At 70.2% G+C, this 16,194-nt stretch carries 13 protein-coding genes; 7 read left to right on the forward strand and 6 right to left on the reverse strand.

The annotated features are described in order from the left end of the window. Positions 1-24: 24 nt before the first annotated feature. The gene (locus JOE53_RS10800; protein ID WP_204947724.1) at positions 25-2,916 is read left to right on the forward strand and encodes an MMPL family transporter; all 2,892 of its coding nucleotides are present in this window, start codon (positions 25-27) and stop codon (positions 2,914-2,916) included. Next, positions 2,913-4,874, forward strand: a complete 1,962-nt coding sequence (locus JOE53_RS10805; RefSeq protein ID WP_204947725.1) for a YhgE/Pip family protein — start codon at positions 2,913-2,915, stop codon at positions 4,872-4,874. Before JOE53_RS10800 ends, JOE53_RS10805 begins: the two co-directional genes overlap by 4 nt. Before the next feature lie 111 nt (positions 4,875-4,985). On the opposite strand, the gene ccsB is transcribed toward JOE53_RS10805, so the two are convergent. The 6 genes from ccsB to JOE53_RS10835 all read right to left on the reverse strand — a co-directional run bounded on the left by ccsB (position 4,986) and on the right by JOE53_RS10835 (position 10,573). Further along, a complete protein-coding gene (gene ccsB / locus JOE53_RS10810) occupies positions 4,986-6,068 on the reverse strand; it encodes a c-type cytochrome biogenesis protein CcsB (RefSeq protein WP_204947726.1) in 1,083 nt (360 codons plus the stop codon). Positions 6,069-6,107: 39 nt separating this feature from the next. Beyond that, positions 6,108-7,880, reverse strand: a complete 1,773-nt coding sequence (gene resB / locus JOE53_RS10815; protein ID WP_204947727.1) for a cytochrome c biogenesis protein ResB — start codon at positions 7,878-7,880, stop codon at positions 6,108-6,110. Next, entirely contained in the window at positions 7,861-8,613 is a 753-nt protein-coding gene (locus JOE53_RS10820; RefSeq protein WP_082784260.1) for a cytochrome c biogenesis CcdA family protein, read from the reverse strand. The genes resB and JOE53_RS10820 overlap by 20 nt, the downstream gene beginning before the upstream one ends. Then, positions 8,610-9,221: a TlpA family protein disulfide reductase gene (locus JOE53_RS10825; protein ID WP_061682471.1), complete on the reverse strand. Its 612-nt coding sequence runs from the start codon at positions 9,219-9,221 to the stop codon at positions 8,610-8,612. Before JOE53_RS10825 ends, JOE53_RS10820 begins: the two co-directional genes overlap by 4 nt. Further along, entirely contained in the window at positions 9,218-9,847 is a 630-nt protein-coding gene (locus JOE53_RS10830; protein ID WP_204947728.1) for a histidine phosphatase family protein, read from the reverse strand. Before JOE53_RS10830 ends, JOE53_RS10825 begins: the two co-directional genes overlap by 4 nt. A gap of 69 nt (positions 9,848-9,916) precedes the next feature. Beyond that, the gene (locus tag JOE53_RS10835) at positions 9,917-10,573 is read right to left on the reverse strand and encodes a DedA family protein (protein WP_204947729.1); all 657 of its coding nucleotides are present in this window, start codon (positions 10,571-10,573) and stop codon (positions 9,917-9,919) included. A gap of 77 nt (positions 10,574-10,650) precedes the next feature. On the opposite strand from JOE53_RS10835, the gene aspS reads away from it, so the two are divergent. The 5 genes from aspS (at position 10,651) to JOE53_RS10860 (ending at position 16,086) form a co-directional block, all read left to right on the forward strand. Further along, positions 10,651-11,991, forward strand: a complete 1,341-nt coding sequence (gene aspS, locus JOE53_RS10840; RefSeq protein WP_204947730.1) for an aspartate--tRNA(Asn) ligase — start codon at positions 10,651-10,653, stop codon at positions 11,989-11,991. 168 nt (positions 11,992-12,159) lie between these two features. Then, a complete protein-coding gene (locus tag JOE53_RS10845) occupies positions 12,160-13,290 on the forward strand; it encodes an ABC transporter substrate-binding protein (RefSeq protein WP_005049795.1) in 1,131 nt (376 codons plus the stop codon). Beyond that, the gene (locus JOE53_RS10850) at positions 13,287-14,195 is read left to right on the forward strand and encodes an ABC transporter permease (RefSeq protein WP_204947731.1); all 909 of its coding nucleotides are present in this window, start codon (positions 13,287-13,289) and stop codon (positions 14,193-14,195) included. The genes JOE53_RS10845 and JOE53_RS10850 overlap by 4 nt, the downstream gene beginning before the upstream one ends. Next, positions 14,192-14,986, forward strand: coding sequence for an ABC transporter permease (locus tag JOE53_RS10855; RefSeq protein ID WP_005049791.1), 795 nt, complete (start codon positions 14,192-14,194; stop codon positions 14,984-14,986). Before JOE53_RS10850 ends, JOE53_RS10855 begins: the two co-directional genes overlap by 4 nt. Beyond that, positions 14,983-16,086, forward strand: coding sequence for an ABC transporter ATP-binding protein (locus JOE53_RS10860; RefSeq protein WP_005049790.1), 1,104 nt, complete (start codon positions 14,983-14,985; stop codon positions 16,084-16,086). Before JOE53_RS10855 ends, JOE53_RS10860 begins: the two co-directional genes overlap by 4 nt. Positions 16,087-16,194: the final 108 nt, after the last annotated feature.

A 16,194-nucleotide genomic window follows, 5' to 3' on the forward strand; every position in this document is an offset into this window, starting at 1 on the left:
CGAACGTCTGAACCGGAGCACCCCGTGTCCACACTTCTGTTTTCGCTCGGCCGCTGGTCGTACCGCCACTCCTGGCGCGTCCTCGTGTCGTGGCTGCTGCTGCTCGGCGTGATCGGCGGTGCCGTCGGGGTGGGTGTCGCCACGGGCGCCGTGAAGGGGTTCGACAACTCCTTCTCCATTCCGGGGACGGAGGGCCAGGAAGGCCTGGAGCTCCTCAACCGCACCTTCCCCCAGGCAGCCGGCACCAGCGCGCAGTACGTGATCGTGGCGGCGCCGGGTCAACACGTCGACGACGAGCCCTACAGCGGCCAGATCTCGACCGCCGTCACGGATCTCGGAAAGCTCGACGGGGTGCTGGCGGTCACCGATCCGTTCAACAAGAACGTGACCGGCATGGTCAGCGACGACGGTCAGGCCGCGCTCATCCGCCTGCAGTTCGAGGGCACCGTCACCAACGTCCCCGCCGCCACGAAGACCGCCCTTCAAGACATGGCGACGAGTCTCGGCGCAGCCCTCCCCGCGGGGTCGACGGTCGTGGTCGGCGGTGACCTGTTCTCGACCTCACTGCCCAGCCTGTCGGTGACGGAGGTCATCGGCGTGCTCGTGGCGCTGTTCGTCCTCATCGTCACGTTCCGATCCCTCGCCGTCGCCTGGTTCCCCCTCGTCAGCGCGATCATCGGCGTGATCCTCTCCGTCGTACTGATCTTCGCCTCGACGGCCTTTGCGACGGTCTCCTCCACCACTCCGATGCTCGCGATCATGCTCGGATTGGCCGTCGGCATCGACTACGCATTGTTCATCGTCGCGCGACATCAGGACCAGGTGCGCGCCGGAATCGACCCGGAGGAGTCCGCCGCACGTGCGACCGGCACCGCCGGCTCCGCCGTCATGTTCGCCGGCGTCACGGTACTGATCGCGCTCGTCGGCCTGGGCTTCGCCGGCATCCCCTTCCTCACCACGATGGGCCTGGCGGCCGCGGGCGCCGTCGCCGTCGCGGTCGCGGTCGCCGTCACCCTCACGCCGGCCCTCCTCGGCTTCGCCAAGGGCCGTGTCGCCGGGTGGCCGCGGGGGCTCGGGCGCGGCATCCCGCTCGGGCGGCGTCGCCGCGCGGCGCGCACGCGCGAGGATGCCGAGGACAGCGCCGCACCGGCGACCTCGGCAGCTTCGAAGAAGACGAACCCGTGGGTGGCGCTCGTCACCCGGCATCCGGTGGTCAGCGCCCTGTCGGTGATCGTGGTGCTCGGCGTCACGGCGATTCCCGCATCGAGCCTGCAGCTCGCGCTGCCGAACGCCGGCATGCAGCCGGCGTCGAGCGAGGCGCGACAGGCCTACGACCTGACCGCCGAGCACTTCGGTCCGGGCGCCAACGGGCCGCTCATCCTCACCGGCACGATCGTCACCTCGACCGACCCGCTGACGCTCATGGCCGACCTGAAGGCCGACGTCGAGAAGATCCCGGGCGTGAAGACCGTCGCCCTCGCCACGCCGAACCAGACCGCCGACACGGGACTCGTCCAGATCGTGCCGACCACGGCACCGGATGCCCCGCAGACGGCCGACCTCGTGCGGGAGCTGCGCGCCCACCACGACGAATGGCTGCAGAAGTACGGCATCGACCTCAAGGTCACCGGCTTCACGGCGATCGCGATCGACATCTCCGACCGGCTGGGCGCCGCCCTGGTGCCCTTCGGACTGTTCGTGGTCGGCTTGTCGTTCATCCTGCTGATGATCGTGTTCCGCTCGATCTGGGTGCCGCTGAAGGCGACCCTGGGCTACCTGCTGTCGATCCTCGCCGCGTTCGGCGCCGTCGCGGCGGTGTTCGAGTGGGGCTGGCTGGCCGACGCGCTGCACGTGACGCGCACCGGACCGGTGATCAGCTTCATGCCGATCATCCTCATGGGCGTGCTGTTCGGGCTCGCGATGGACTACGAGGTCTTCCTCGTCTCCCGCATGCGCGAGGACTACGTGCACACCCGGCGCGCTCGCGGCGGACGGGCCGATCGGCAGACGGCCGTCGGGGCGGTGCGCAGCGGCTTCACGGCGTCGGCGCGCGTGGTGACCGCCGCCGCGGTCATCATGTTCGCCGTCTTCGCGGCCTTCATCCCCGAAGGCGATACGTCGATCAAACCGATCGCGCTCGGACTCGCCGTCGGCATCGCCGTCGATGCGTTCCTCGTGCGAATGACGCTCGGACCGGCGATCATGGCACTGCTGGGCGAGAAGGCCTGGTGGATGCCGAGGTGGCTCGACCGCGCACTGCCGCACTTCGATATCGAGGGCGAGGCCGTCGAACGCGAGCTCGCGCTGACCGCCTGGCCGGAGCCCGACTACACCGGCGCGCTGGCCGCAGACCACCTGTCGGTCCGCGTCGAGGGCGGCAAGGGGGTCGGCGACATCACGCTCTTCCGCTCCTCCTCCATCCGCCTCGAGCAGGGCGGCACGCTCCTGGCGACCGCGGCCGATCCGCGCGCCGGTCGCGCCTTCGTCCTCACCGTCGCGGGCCGGGTCGACCCGAGCGAGGGACGCCTGCGCGTCGCGGGTCACCTGCTGCCCGGACGCGGCGCCTGGGTGCGCGCGCACGTCGGTGTCGCCCTGCTCGAGGGCGCCGCCGCGCCCCTCACCGAGCTGCGCCGGGCGCTCGCCGGCGGAACCACGATGGTCGTCATCGACGGTCTCGACACCTTGACCGGCGCCGATCGCGATCAGGCTGCCGCGCTGCTGCGCGACGCGCAGGAGCGCGCCGCCGCCCGCACCACCCGCAGCGGTGCTCCCGCCCATCCGCTCACCATCGTCGCCTCCGCCCGTCGCGAGGGCCCCGCCCTCGACGTGCTCGCCGACGCCCACCGCCAGAGCGTGACCGCGCTGGCCCTCACCACCGGCACCGCCGACTCTCCCACGCAGGTGATCTCCGCATGACTCTCTCCCTCGAACGCGCCCGCTCCCGTCGCCCCGTCACCTGGCTCACGCTGCTCGGCGTGCTCCTGCTGCCCGTGCTGATCGGCGGCATCCTGCTCGCGGCGCTCTACAACCCCACCGAGCGCCTCGACAACGTGCGCGCCGCGATCGTCAACAACGACAAGCCGGTCACGATCAACGGGCAGACGGCTCCGCTGGGCCGCCAGCTCACCGCGGGTCTGGTGGAGGGCTCTCCCGATGTGCCCAGCAACCTCGACTGGGTGATCTCCAACACCGACGACGCGGCCGCGGGCCTCGCCAACGGCAGCTACGACGCGGTGATCACGATTCCGGAGAACTTCTCCGCCGCCGCGACCTCGACCGCACCGGGCAAGACGCCCGAGAAGGCCACGATCCAGGTCCAGACCGCTCCGGACGGCCGCGTCGTCGACGGCGCGATCACCGCGACGATCACGCAGACCGCGGCATCCGTGTTCGGCAGCGCCGTGTCACAGCAGTACCTCACCAACGTGCTCATGGGCTTCACGAACCTGCACGACCAGCTCGGTCAGGCCGCCGGCGGTGCCGACCAGCTCGCCAGCGGCGCGCAGCAGGCGGCCAACGGAGCCGCTCAGCTGCCCAGCGGCGCGACCGCTCTCGCCTCGGGCGCAGGTCAGCTCGGCACGGGGGCGAGCGACCTGTCGTCGGGTCTCGACAAGCTGGCGACCGGGGCCACCGGCTCCGCGGCGGGAGCAGGCCAGCTCGCCGACGGGCTGAACCAGCTGTCGGCGCAGTTCACCGCCACGACTCCGAACACTCTCGGCGGCACGGTGTCGACCACGGCGCAGTACGCGTCGGCGGCAGCGGCGGCGACGCAAGAGCTCGCGGCGAAGTACCAGAAGCAGCTCGTGGAGAACGCCTGCAACCCGGCGTCGCCGGTCCAGACGCCCACCTGCGCCGCGCTGCTGACGTTGGCGACGGACGTCCAGAGCTCCGCGACCAACGCCGGCTACGCGGCGGGGTACGCGAACGGCCTGAAGAACGAGGCCGTCCCCGAGGCGGTGAAGGGCGTGAACCAGCTCGCCGGAGGGGCGCAGTCGCTGCAGTCCGGCCTCGGCCAGCTCGCCGGCGGCATCGGCCAGGCCGCCACCGGCGCCACAGGACTGTCGACGGGCGCCTCGCAGCTCGCCGACGGAGCTTCGCAGCTCGCCGACGGCGCGACCCAGCTCAGCACCGGTGTGAATCAGCTCGCCACCGGGTCCAGCTCGCTGGCGCAGGGCCTGGACTCGGCGGTCTCGCAGATCCCCACCTACTCGCAGCAGCAGGCCGACGCGACCGCCAAGGTCGTCGCGAACCCGGTGAGCGCGGACGGCATCGGCACCAACCTCTTCGGCGCGTCGGCCATCCCGCTCCTGGCGATTCTCGCGCTGTGGTTCGGGGGTCTCGGCTCGTTCATCGCACTTCAGGCCGTGCCGCGGCACGCGCTGAGCTCGCGGCGTCCGTCGGTGCTCCTGGCCCTGCGCAGTCTCGCACCGGCCGCCGGCATCGGGGCCGCCCAGGGCCTGCTGGTCGCGGGGGTCGCCCAGATCGCGGCGAACTACGACGCCGGCACCTGGTTCGCCTTCGCCGGTCTCGCCGTCGTCGCGGGCATCTCCTTCGCGGCGGTCAACCAGGCGCTCGTCGCGATCTTCGGGGGCGCCGGCCGCTGGATCTCGACGCTCGTCGGGGTGCTCGCGGTGGCGACCGGCATCGTCTCGACGATCCCCGGCGTGCTCGCCTCGGTCGCCGCAGTCATGCCCACCGCCCCCGCCTACACCGCGCTGCTGGCGGCGATCACTCCCGCCGGCGGGCTCGGTGCGGGGCTCGCCGGCATGATCGCGTGGGCGGCACTGGCGTTCGTCGCGACGACGATCGCGGTGACCCGCCGCCGGACGGCGAACACGCGGGCATTGCTCGCCGCACCCCCCGCCCTGGCCTGACACCCCGCCCAGCGGACCCGCGAAGGGCTGAGTTGGCGCGGGCGCCGGAAAGAACTCCCCGGATGCCGGCGCGCGCGCCGACTGAACGCGCGCGCCGCCGGCGGCGCGGGCTCAGTTCAGGCCGCTGTAGACGTGCAGGCCTTTGAAGAAGAGGTTCACGATCGTGAAGTTGAACATCACCGCGGCGAAGCCGACGATGGACAGCCACGCCGAACGCGTGCCTCGCCAGCCGCGCGTCGCCCGCGCGTGGATGTAACCGGCGTAGAGCACCCAGATGACGAAGGTCCACACTTCCTTCGTGTCGAAGCCCCAGTAGCGGCCCCACGCGTCGTTGGCCCAGATCGAGCCGGCGATGAGGGTGAAGGTCCAGAAGATGAAGCCGATGATCGTGAACCGGTAGGCGAGAGCCTCCAGGACATCGCCGGCCGGCAGCGTCCGCAGGAAGCGCAGGCCACGGCGGCGCGGCGTGGAGGTGGCCGCAGCGGCTCCGCCCTCCTCCGGCGCCGACAGGGCGGCGATCGCCAGCCGCTCGCGGCGGGTCTGCATCAGCTGCAGCACCGACAGCGCGAAGGCGAGGGCGAACAGCGCGGTGGCCAGCGACGCGACGAACACGTGGATCACCAGCCACACGCTCTTCAGCGGGTCGGACAGCGGGACGACGGCGGTGTAGAACCAGATCACCGTGCCGCCGAGCAGCACGACCACGAGACCGGTGATGAAGGTGCCCAGGAAGCGGAGGTCGTACTTGAACAGCACCACCAGGTAGACGGCGACGATCAGCATCGTTCCCGTGAGGGCGAACTCGTACATGTTCGACCACGGCACACGCCCCGAGGCGACGCCGCGCAGCACGTCGCCGGCGACGTGGAAGAGGAAGCCGAGCGCCGTCAACGAGGTTCCGATGCGCGCCCACAGGTAGCGCGCGCGGCGGGCGAGCGGCGCTTCCAGCTCCGCCTTGGCCGCCTGCTGCTCGGCCCGCATCTCGTCGAGAGACCCGCCGAGAGCAGTGGATGCGGATGCCGAGACGCCCGCGCCGACGAGCTCGCGCTGCTTCGCGGCATCCTTCTGCTGGATCGCGATGTCGGAGCGGCGCCCGAGGTCGATCGCGTAGGCGATGAACGCGAGCGCGTAGATTGCCACTGCGGTCCACACGAGGAGCCGGGAGATTTCGTCGAGAGGGAGGCCGTCGGGCATGACGATCAGTCTACATCGGCGTGCTGCACGCCGGACCGGTCACGACCGGCCGGCGCCGCCGTCCTGACCCGCGGATGCCGCGCCCTGCGCACGCGCCGACCCGGCGGTGCCCGCGGCATCCATCGCGGCACCGTGGTCGCGGACGAGGTCGGCGACGGCCACCGCGATCGCGGGGTCCTCACCGCGCGCGAGACCCGCGTACTCGAGGTGCACGACGCCGTCACCCGGCGTGGCCTTGACCCACATGCGCCGGCGCGGGATGAACAGCGCCGCGAGGAGTCCCGTCAGGGCGACGATCGCGAAGCCGAGCACCCAGGGGGCGCCGACGTCGCGGTGGATCGACAGGGACACGTAGCGCTTGACCTGCTCGCGAGCCCCGCTGGCCTTCGCGTCGTCGAACGTGATCGTGCCGAGGCCGTTCGGCAGGTTCACGGTCTGGCCCGGGGCGAGCTCGAGCGAGGGGACGTTGATCTTGCGGCCGGTCAACTGCGTCATGCCGCTGACGTCGAGCGCGTAGACGTTGCGGGGCGTGCCGTCGTCGATGCCGAGATCGCCCGTGTACACGTCGAGGGTGAGAACGGGGTTCGCCAGCGCCGGGTAGGCCGATGTCAACGCGCCCGAGTGCAGTTTCGCCGCCGTGGGGTAGAAGAAGCCCACGAGACCGACCTGCTGCGACAGCCCGTCGGGAACCTTGATGACGCCGAGCGAGGTCATCGTCGCGCCCTGCGGCAGGAACTCGACGTCCTCGTGCAGCACGACATCCCCCGCGGGGTTTCGCACCGTGATGGTCGGCGCGTAGCCGTTGCCCATGAGGTAGACGCGGTCGCCGGCCATGTCGACGGGGTGGTTGACGCGGACAGTCTGCTGCTGCGGGTCGTGTCCGGGCTCGCGGGTGGTGAGGTTCGCGGCGAAGTCGCCGGCCTGCCCCTGGCCCGCCTCCCCGACCGGCACGTAGTTCACGTCGAAGCTGTCGAGGGTCAGCGAATACGGCGGGAGGGCGTTCGTGTCGACGAAGCGGCCGGGGTTGAAGGAGGTGTAGCCGAGGCCGAGGGAGTTGACGAAGCTGTCGCCTTCGACGATGACGGTCTGCCCGGTGTAGGTGAGCCCGCCGCCGACGCCGACCGAGATGAGCACGCCGACGAGCGCGGCGTGGAAGACGAGGTTGCCGGTCTCACGGGCGTAGCCGCGTTCGGCCGACACGGATGCCGTCGCGGGCCGCTTCGCCGTCGCGGCGGTGTCGTAGCGCTCGACGCGGTAGCCGGCCTTGCGCAGCTGGGCCTGGGCGAGCTCGACGGCGGCGACGGCGGCCGCCTCGGCATCCTGGCCCTGGGCGACGATGCGCTCCGCCTCGGCATATTCGTCCAGGCGCGACAGGCGGGCGGGCGTGCGCGGCGGCCGGGCCCGCAGGGCGTTGAAGTGGTGCTTCGTACGCGGGATCACGCAGCCGATCAGCGAGATGAACAGCAGGATGTAGATCGCCGAGAACCAGACCGACGAGTACACGTCGAACAGCTGCAGACCGTCGAGGATCGGGAACAGGCCCGGGTTGTCGGTCTTGTACTGCAGCACGCCGTTGGGGTCGGCGGTTCGCTGCGGCACGATCGACCCGGGGATCGCCGCGATGGCGAGCAGGAGCAGCAGCACGAGCGCCGTGCGCATGCTCGTCAGCTGCCGCCAGCCCCACCGCAGCCAGCCGATCACGCCCAGCTGCGGCTGGGCGATGGCGGCGGCGGCGGGCGTCGCGGCATCCGCGTGGTCGGCCGGACGCAGCGGATCGCTGGTGCCCGTGCCGTCAGAGCGGGAGTTCGACACCGCCGATCACCCCCGTGAGCTGCGACATCGCCGCGGTCCAGAGCCCGGTGACCATGAGCAGCCCGAGCACGATCAGAAACACGCCGCCGATGATGTTGACGGCGCGGATGTGGCGACGCAGGAACGCCACCGAGCGGGTCGCCCAGCCGAAGCCCACCGCGAGCAGCAGGAACGGGATGCCGAGTCCCAGCGAGTACGCGACGGCGAGCAGCACCGCGCGGGTCGGGTCGGCCTGGGTGAGGGAGATCGAGAGGATCGCCGCGTAGGTCGGGCCGATGCACGGCGCCCAGCCGATGCCCATCGCCACGCCCAGCAGCGGCGCGCCGACCAGTCCCAGACCGCTGCGCACCTGCGGCTTCATCGTGCGCTGCGCGAAGCCGAACAGCCCGAGGAAGACGAGGCCCATGATGATCACGACGACGCCCAGCACGCGGGTGAGCACCTCGCCGTACTGGAGGAAGAAGCGGCCGAGGGTTCCGGCGAGCACCCCCATCGCGACGAAGACGACCGTGAACCCGGCGATGAACAGCGCCACCCCCAGCAGCAACCGGCCGCGGCCGGTGCGCGTCGGACGACCGCTGCGGCTGCCGGCTCCCCCGGAGGCGCCGCCGAGGAAGCCGAGGTAGCCGGGCACGAGCGGCAGCACGCACGGCGACAGGAACGACACGAGACCCGCGAGCATCGCGATGGGGATCGCGAGCCAGAGCGCGCCGCTGAAGACGACGTCGCTCACGTGGTCTCCGCGACGACGTCGTTGATGATCGTCTTGAGGATCGACTCGCTCTCGACGCGGCCGATGAATCGCGCCGCGACGCGGCCCTGCCGATCGAGCACGAGGGTGATCGGCACCGACTGCAGCGGCGTCCACGACGCGAACGCGAGCTTGAGGTCGCCGTCGTCCTTGGCGAGCAGCGACGGGTAGGTGATGCCGTACTTCTCGTCGAACGCCTTCGCGCCCTCGGGCCCGTCGTAGATGTTCACACCGAGGAACTCGGCACCGGCCGGCTGCACCGCCTGGTAGGTGCTCTCGAGCGTCGGCGCCTCCGCGCGGCAGGGGCCGCAGTTGGCGTACCAGAAGTTGAGGACCAGCACCTTGTCGGCGTAGTCGGCGTTCGTCACCGTGGCCCCGTCGACCGCGGTGCCGGTGAACGAGACCGCACCGCCGCGGTCGGCGGGCGCGATCTCCTGCACGCTGCCGTCGCCGGAGATGTAACCCTTGCCGTCGCCCTGCTTGTACTGGTTGGCGAGGTCGTCATTCGCGCTGCTGCATCCCGCCAGGCCCGCGCCGAGCGCGAGGGCGAGAAGGGATGCCGCGACGCGAGCGATCGTCCGATGCTTCATACCGCTCCCACATCCACCGCGTGAGCCGTCGAGGCCGGCTCGGCGTAGTCGACTTCGCGCCAGCCGCTGCCGGCGCGCTCGAAACTGGTGATGCTCGAGAGGGCACAGCGGCGCTTGCGCGGGTCGTGGCGCAGCGGCTGACCGGCCACCGACAGATGCGTGACCCAGATCGGCAGCTGGTGGGAGACGATGACGACGTCGCCCCCGTCGGCATCGTTCCAGGCTTCGTTCATCGCGGCATCCATGCGGGCGACGACCTCGGCGTACGGCTCGCCCCAGCTGGGGATCTCGGGGCGCGCGAGGTGTCGCCAGTTGAGGGGATTGAGCACGGCCCGTGTCATGCGCTTGCCCTCGAAGACGTTGGTGGGTTCGATGACGCGCTCATCGATGATCGGGTCGAGCGCGAAGGCCTCGGCGAAGGGCTCCGCCGATTCCTGGGTGCGCTGCAGCGGCGAGGCGTAGAGGGCGCTGACGGGCCTGGCCGAGCCCTGCAGGTAGACGGCGGCGCTGCGAGCCATCTCGCGCCCCGCGGCACTCAACCGGAAGTTCGGAAGTCGCCCGTACAGCACCCGCCCCGGGTTGTGGACCTCGCCGTGGCGCACGAGGTGGAGGCGGTCAGCGGGCACCCCGTCAGTCTACGCGGGGCAGATCTGTGGCCGGGCTGAGAGCGGACGACGGTCCCGGGCGGCGGACGTTCAGGCCGGGTCACTGTCGGCCGACGCGCCGCGCAGCCGGCGCGCGCGGTTCACGGTGAACCAGACGAGGGCCGTCGCCGCGACCGCGATCACCGCGTACTGCAGCACACCCGCGTACTCCTCGACGATGTGCCACTGATCGCCCAGCAGATAGCCGGAAAGGACGAAGACGGCGTTCCAGATGAACGATCCCGCCGAGGTCAGCAGGCCGAAGCGCCAGAGCGGCATGCGGGTGACACCCGCGGGGATGGAGATGAGACTCCGGAAGATCGGGAGCATGCGCCCGAAGAACACGGCTTTGCCCCCGTGGCGCTGGAACCACGCGACGGTGCGGTCGACGTCATCGACCTTCAGCAGCGGCATCCGTCGCACGAGCGCGCGGAGGCGATCGATGCCGAGCCCCGCGCCCAGGGCGTAGAGCGCGAAGGCGCCGACGACCGAGCCGGCGGTGGTCCACGCCAGCGCCTCGAACAGCGTGAACGACCCGCGGGCGGCGGCCAGGCCCGCCATCGGGAGGATGACCTCGCTGGGAAGCGGTGGGAACAGGTTCTCGAGGGCGATCGCCAGCCCCGCGCCGGGAGCGCCGATGAGGTTCATGAGGCCGACGACGGCATCGACGAGGGTGGTGAGCCAGGAGCCGTCCGATGCCATCGCCATACAGCGACGGTAGCGAGGGCGGGCGATGAGAACCTGGGCGGATGCCGGGACAGCCCACCCACGTAGACTGGTCCCTCGTGAGTGAACGCACCCTCGTCAGCCAGCTGCAGTCCCGCGAAGACGGCACCGTCTCGGTGTCCGGATGGGTGGAGACCGTCCGCGATCAGAAGAAGGTTCAGTTCGTCATCCTCCGCGACGAGACCGGCGCCGTCCAGCTCGTGAACCCCGCGACCCGTCCCGACCCGGACGGGGCGGAGCAGGATGCCGCGGCTCTCACGCTCACCGCGCTGATCTCGGAACTGTCCACCGGCACCTTCCTGACGGTCACCGGCGAACTCAAGCACGACGAGCGCGTCAAGCTCGGTGGCGTCGAGATCAAGATCGCGACCCTGGAGATCGCCGCCGCGGCGTTGCCCGAGACGCCGATCGCCGCCGACAGCGGCCTCGACAAGCGCATGGACTGGCGCTTCATCGACCTGCGTCAGCGCCGCAACAACCTCGTCTTCCGCATCCAGACGACGCTCGAGCACGCGATGCGCACCTACTGGATCGAGCGCGACTACGTCGAGATCCACTCCCCCAAGCTCATGTCGACCCCCGCCGAGGGCAACGCCGAGCTGTTCGCCCTGGAGTACTTCGGCGACCAGACGGCCTACCTCGCGCAGAGCCCGCAGCACTTCAAGCAGATGGCCCAGGCCGCCGGCTTCGGCAAGGTGTTCGAGATCGGCGACGTCTTCCGCGCCGACCCGAGCTTCACGAGCCGCCACGCGACCGAGTTCACCTCGATCGACGCCGAGATCAGCTGGATCGACTCCTACGAAGACGTGGCCGCGATGCAGGAGGAGCTGCTCGCCGCCGCCTTCCAGGCCGTCAAGGACAAGCATGGCGACGAGATCGCGGAGCTGTTCGACATCGACGTCGTCGTGCCGACGCTCCCCTTCCCGCGGATTCCGCTCGCCGAGGCGCGCGAGATCGTCAAGGCCCGCGGCTACGACATCCCCCGCACCGACGGCGACCTCGACCCCGAGGGCGAGCGTCAGATCTCGGCCCACGTCCGTGAGACCTACGGGCACCAGTTCGTGTTCATCACCGACTACCACCCCGAGATCCGCCCGTTCTACCACATGCGCAACCCCGAGACCGGGCTCACGAACAGCTACGACCTGCTGTTCCAGGGCACCGAGATCACCACGGGCGCACAGCGTGAGCACCGCATCGAGGTGCTGGAGGCCCAGGCGCTCGAGAAGGGCCTGTCACTGGAGGGACTCGAGCACTACCTCGACTTCTTCCGCTACGGCATCCCGCCCCACGGCGGCTTCGGCATGGGCCTCGCGCGCGTGCTGATGCTCATGCTCGGCCAGGACTCGATCCGCGAGGTGACGTTCCTCTTCCGCGGGCCGACGCGCCTCGCCCCCTGACCGACAGCCCGCGGTGATGTCTCCCCGCGACCCGCAAGACGTCACCGCTCCGTCACCGGCGGTTCACCGCCGCTTCGAATGCTCGACACGGCGCAGCCGTACGTTCCTCGCATCCCCCTCGCGCCGCACGCATCGTCGTGCCCGCGGGGATGACCCGAGAGGAATAGCATGTCCCGAACCCTTGCGCGCCGCACGATCGCGGTCACGGCCGTCGCAGCCGTCGCAGCCCTCGCCCTCAGTGCGTGCGCCGGCACGTCGGAGGCCGCCACCAGCGGAGGCGCCTCGGCATCCGCCGCGACGAGCGTCGCCGATTTCGGCACCTTCGCCGACCTGGAGAAGGCCGCCAAGGCAGAGGGCCAGCTCAACGTGATCGCACTGCCGCACGACTGGGCAAACTACGGCGAGATCATCTCGCTGTTCTCGAAGCGCTATCCCGATATCACCGTCAACGAACAGTCGCCCGACGCCTCGAGCGCCGAAGAGATCCAGGCGGCCAAGACGAATGAGGGCCTCGACACCGCGCCGGACGTGTTCGATCTGGGCCTGTCGGTCACCCTCCAGAACACCGACCGCTTCGCTCCCTACAAGGTTCAGACGTGGGCCGACGTGCCCGACACCCTGAAGGATCCGTCCGGCCTGTTCGTCGGCGACTACGGCGGGTACATGTCGATCGGCTACGACTCCTCCAAGTTCCCGGCCCCGACCAAGCTCACCGATCTGCTCAGCCCGACCTACAAGGGCGCGGTCGCGCTCAACGGCGACCCCACCCAGGCCGGAGCGGCCTTCGCGGCGGTCGGAATGGCCACCGTGCAGTCCGGCGGAACGCTCGACGACTTCCAGCCCGGCATCGACTTCTTCAGCTCGCTGCAGAAGGCCGGCAACCTGCTGAAGGTCGACGTGACGACCTCCACGGTGGCCAGCGGCGAAACACCCGTAGTCTTCGACTGGGACTACCTCAACGCGGCACACCGCAAGGACAACCCGAACTGGAAGGTCGTCGTCTTCGACGGCACCGGCTACGCCGGCTACTACAACCAAGCCATCAACAAGACGGCTCCCCACCCCGCGGCAGCCCGCCTGTGGCAGGAGTTCCTCTACAGCGACGAGGTGCAGAACCTCTGGCTCAAGGGTGGCGCCCGCCCGGCCCGCATGGCCGCGATGACCACGGCCGGCACCATCGATGCGACCCTCGCCGCGGCGCTGCCGAAGGCTCCGGCCGACACGGTGGTTCCCACCGAGGCGCAGTCCAAGGCCGCCGGCACGCTGCTCGGTCAGAAGTGGGCGACGGCGGTCCAGTGACCGTCGTCACCACGGCGGGGGTGGATGCCGCGGCATCCGCATCCACCCCCGCCCGTCGCGGTTCGTGGTCGTGGCTGGGCCTGGTTCCGTTCGCCGCCTACGTGCTGCTGTTTCTCGCATTGCCCTCGGTACTCGCGGTCGCTTCGGGGTTCTTCGATCGCCGCGGCGCGTTCACCTGGGACAACATCACGGCGCTCGGCGATCCATTGATCGTCGAGACCTTCGCCAACTCTGCGGGCCTGTCCCTGCTGACCGCGGTCATCGGCGCACTCGCGGGCGCACTGGTCTGCTACGCGATGCTCGGCCTTCATCCCGAAGGCCTCGTGCGCTCGGCAGTGGATGCCGCGGCCGGTGTGCTCGCGCAGTTCGGCGGCGTCATGCTGGCCTTCGCGTTCATCGCGACGATCGGCCTGCAAGGCGTCGTCAGGTTGTTTCTGCTCGACGCGTTCGGCGTCGACATCTTCGCCAACGGCACCTGGCTGTACGACCTGCCGGGATTGGTCCTGCCGTACATCTACTTCCAGATCCCGCTCATGGTCATCACGTTCATGCCGGCCCTCTCGGCGCTGCGTCCGCAGTGGGCCGAAGCGACGCTCACGCTCGGGGGCTCGCGCCGCGCGTTCTGGAGCTATGTCGGCATCCCCGTGCTGGCGCCCTCCTTCTTCGCGAGCCTGCTGCTGCTGTTCGCCAATGCGTTCTCGTCGTACGCCACCGCGGCCGCCCTTGCCAGCCAAGGAGCCGAGATCGTGCCGCTACGCATCCGCAGCGCGCTGACGAGCGAGACGGTGCTCGGGCGCGAGAACCTCGCCGGCGCGCTGGCCCTCGGGATGATCGTCATGGTCGGCATCGTCATGTTCGTCTACTCCGCTGTCCAGCGGCGCGCAGCTCGCTGGTACCAGGCATGAATCGGCTCACTCCTTCGCCCCTCACCCGCGCGATCGTCGGCATCGTCGTCGGAGCGTTCTTCGCGATCCCACTCGTCTCGACCCTGATCTACACGTTGCGGATGCCGGATGGCAGCCTCTCGTGGAGCCGATGGGCGGGCCTGTTCGATCCGCACACCGTCGCCGCCCTCAAGCCGCTGTGGACGGGCCTGGGTAACTCCCTCGTGCTCTGCGTGGTGACGGTGGCCATCGTGCTGCTGCTGCTGGCGCCGACGATGGTGCTGGTCGCGCTGCGCTTTGCCCGGTTGCGGCGGGCGTTCGAATTCGCCGTCCTGCTGCCCATCTCGATCCCGGCGATCGTGCTGGTCGTGGGTCTGGCGCCGATCTATCAGCAGATCGGCCGGCTGTTCGGTACCGGCGTGTGGACGCTGGCGTTCGCCTACGGCATCACCGTGCTTCCCTTCGCCTATCGCGCGATCCAGGCGTCGATCGACGCCGTCGATCTCCGCACGCTCGCCGAGGCGGCACGGTCGCTCGGCGCCGGCTGGACAGCCGTGATCGTGCGGGTGCTCGCGCCCAACCTGCGACAGGGGCTCCTGGCGGCGTCGCTCATCTCGATCGCCGTCGTGCTCGGCGAGTTCACCATCGCCTCCCTGCTCAACCGTCAGGTCTTCCAGACCGCCATGGTGGTCGTGCAGAAACAAGATCCCTATACCCCCGCGATCTTCACTCTGCTGGCGCTCGTGCTGGCCTTCACCCTCCTGCTCCTCATCGGCCGTGCCGCGCGCGGCACGCGAAAGGCCCGTCCATGACCATCGACCGAGCCCTCCCCCGCACCGCCGACAACCTGCTGCTCACCGGGGCCGGCACCGGAACGCGCGTGCAGCTGCAGGGCATCGTGAAGAGCTTCGGCGGGACACGCGTACTGCACGGGGTCGACCTCGACGTCGCTCCCGGAGAGTTCGTCTCGCTGCTCGGACCGTCGGGATGCGGTAAGACGACGGCCCTCCGTGTGCTCGCCGGTCTCGAAACCGCCGACAGCGGATCGGTGATGCTGGGCGGCCGCGACGTCTCGCGTGTGCCCACGAACAAGCGTGACATCGGCATGGTGTTCCAGTCGTACTCGCTGTTCCCGCACCTGCGGGTGCTCGAGAACACCGCTTTCGGGCTGCGCCGGCGAGGAGTCGCCCGCGCCGCTGCGGCGGCGCGGGCCGCCGCAGCGCTCGAGCTCGTCGGCCTCGCGAACCTGGCCGACCGCTTCCCGCATCAGCTGTCCGGCGGCCAGCAACAGCGTGTCGCGCTCGCCCGCGCTCTCGTCACCGAGCCGCGCGTGCTGCTGCTGGACGAGCCGCTGTCGGCGCTCGATGCCAAGGTGCGCGTCCAGCTGCGCGATGAGATCCGCCGTCTGCAGCTGCGCCTGGGCATCACGACGGTCTTCGTCACGCACGACCAGGAGGAGGCGCTGGCCGTATCCGACCGCATCGCCGTCATGGACAGCGGACGCATCGAGCAGATCGGAACGCCGGAAGATCTGTATCTGCGCCCGCAGACGCCCGCCGTCGCCGCCTTCGTGGGGCTCTCCAGCGCCCTTCCAGGGCTCGCCACCGGTAGCAGCGTCACGGTGTGGGGCACGCGCCTACCCATACAAGGCGACCCGGCCGAGGGTCCGGTCGAGGCGCTCGTACGCCCGGAGAACGTCCGCGTGGCACCCGACACGTCGTCCGCATCCGATGCCGGCGTCAGCGCACAGGTGGAGGAGAGCACTTTCCTGGGCAGCTTCCGGCGGACGGTGCTGCGTACCACCGACGGCATCATGGTGCACGCCCAGCATAGCGCCGAGGAGCGGCTGGAGTACGGCCAGCGCGTGCGGGTGAGACTGGTTCCCGCGCCCGTCACCGTGCGGCGGGTCTGAGTGCCGGACGCCCGCGGACCTCGACATCCACCGACCGACTGACAGTCCGCACCGGATTTGCGTCGCACCCCGGCGCCGCGCCTAGCCTGGATGCTCCGCCGCCGAAGG

The organism is Microbacterium laevaniformans (genome assembly GCF_016907555.1).
GTDB classification, from domain to species: domain Bacteria; phylum Actinomycetota; class Actinomycetes; order Actinomycetales; family Microbacteriaceae; genus Microbacterium; species Microbacterium laevaniformans.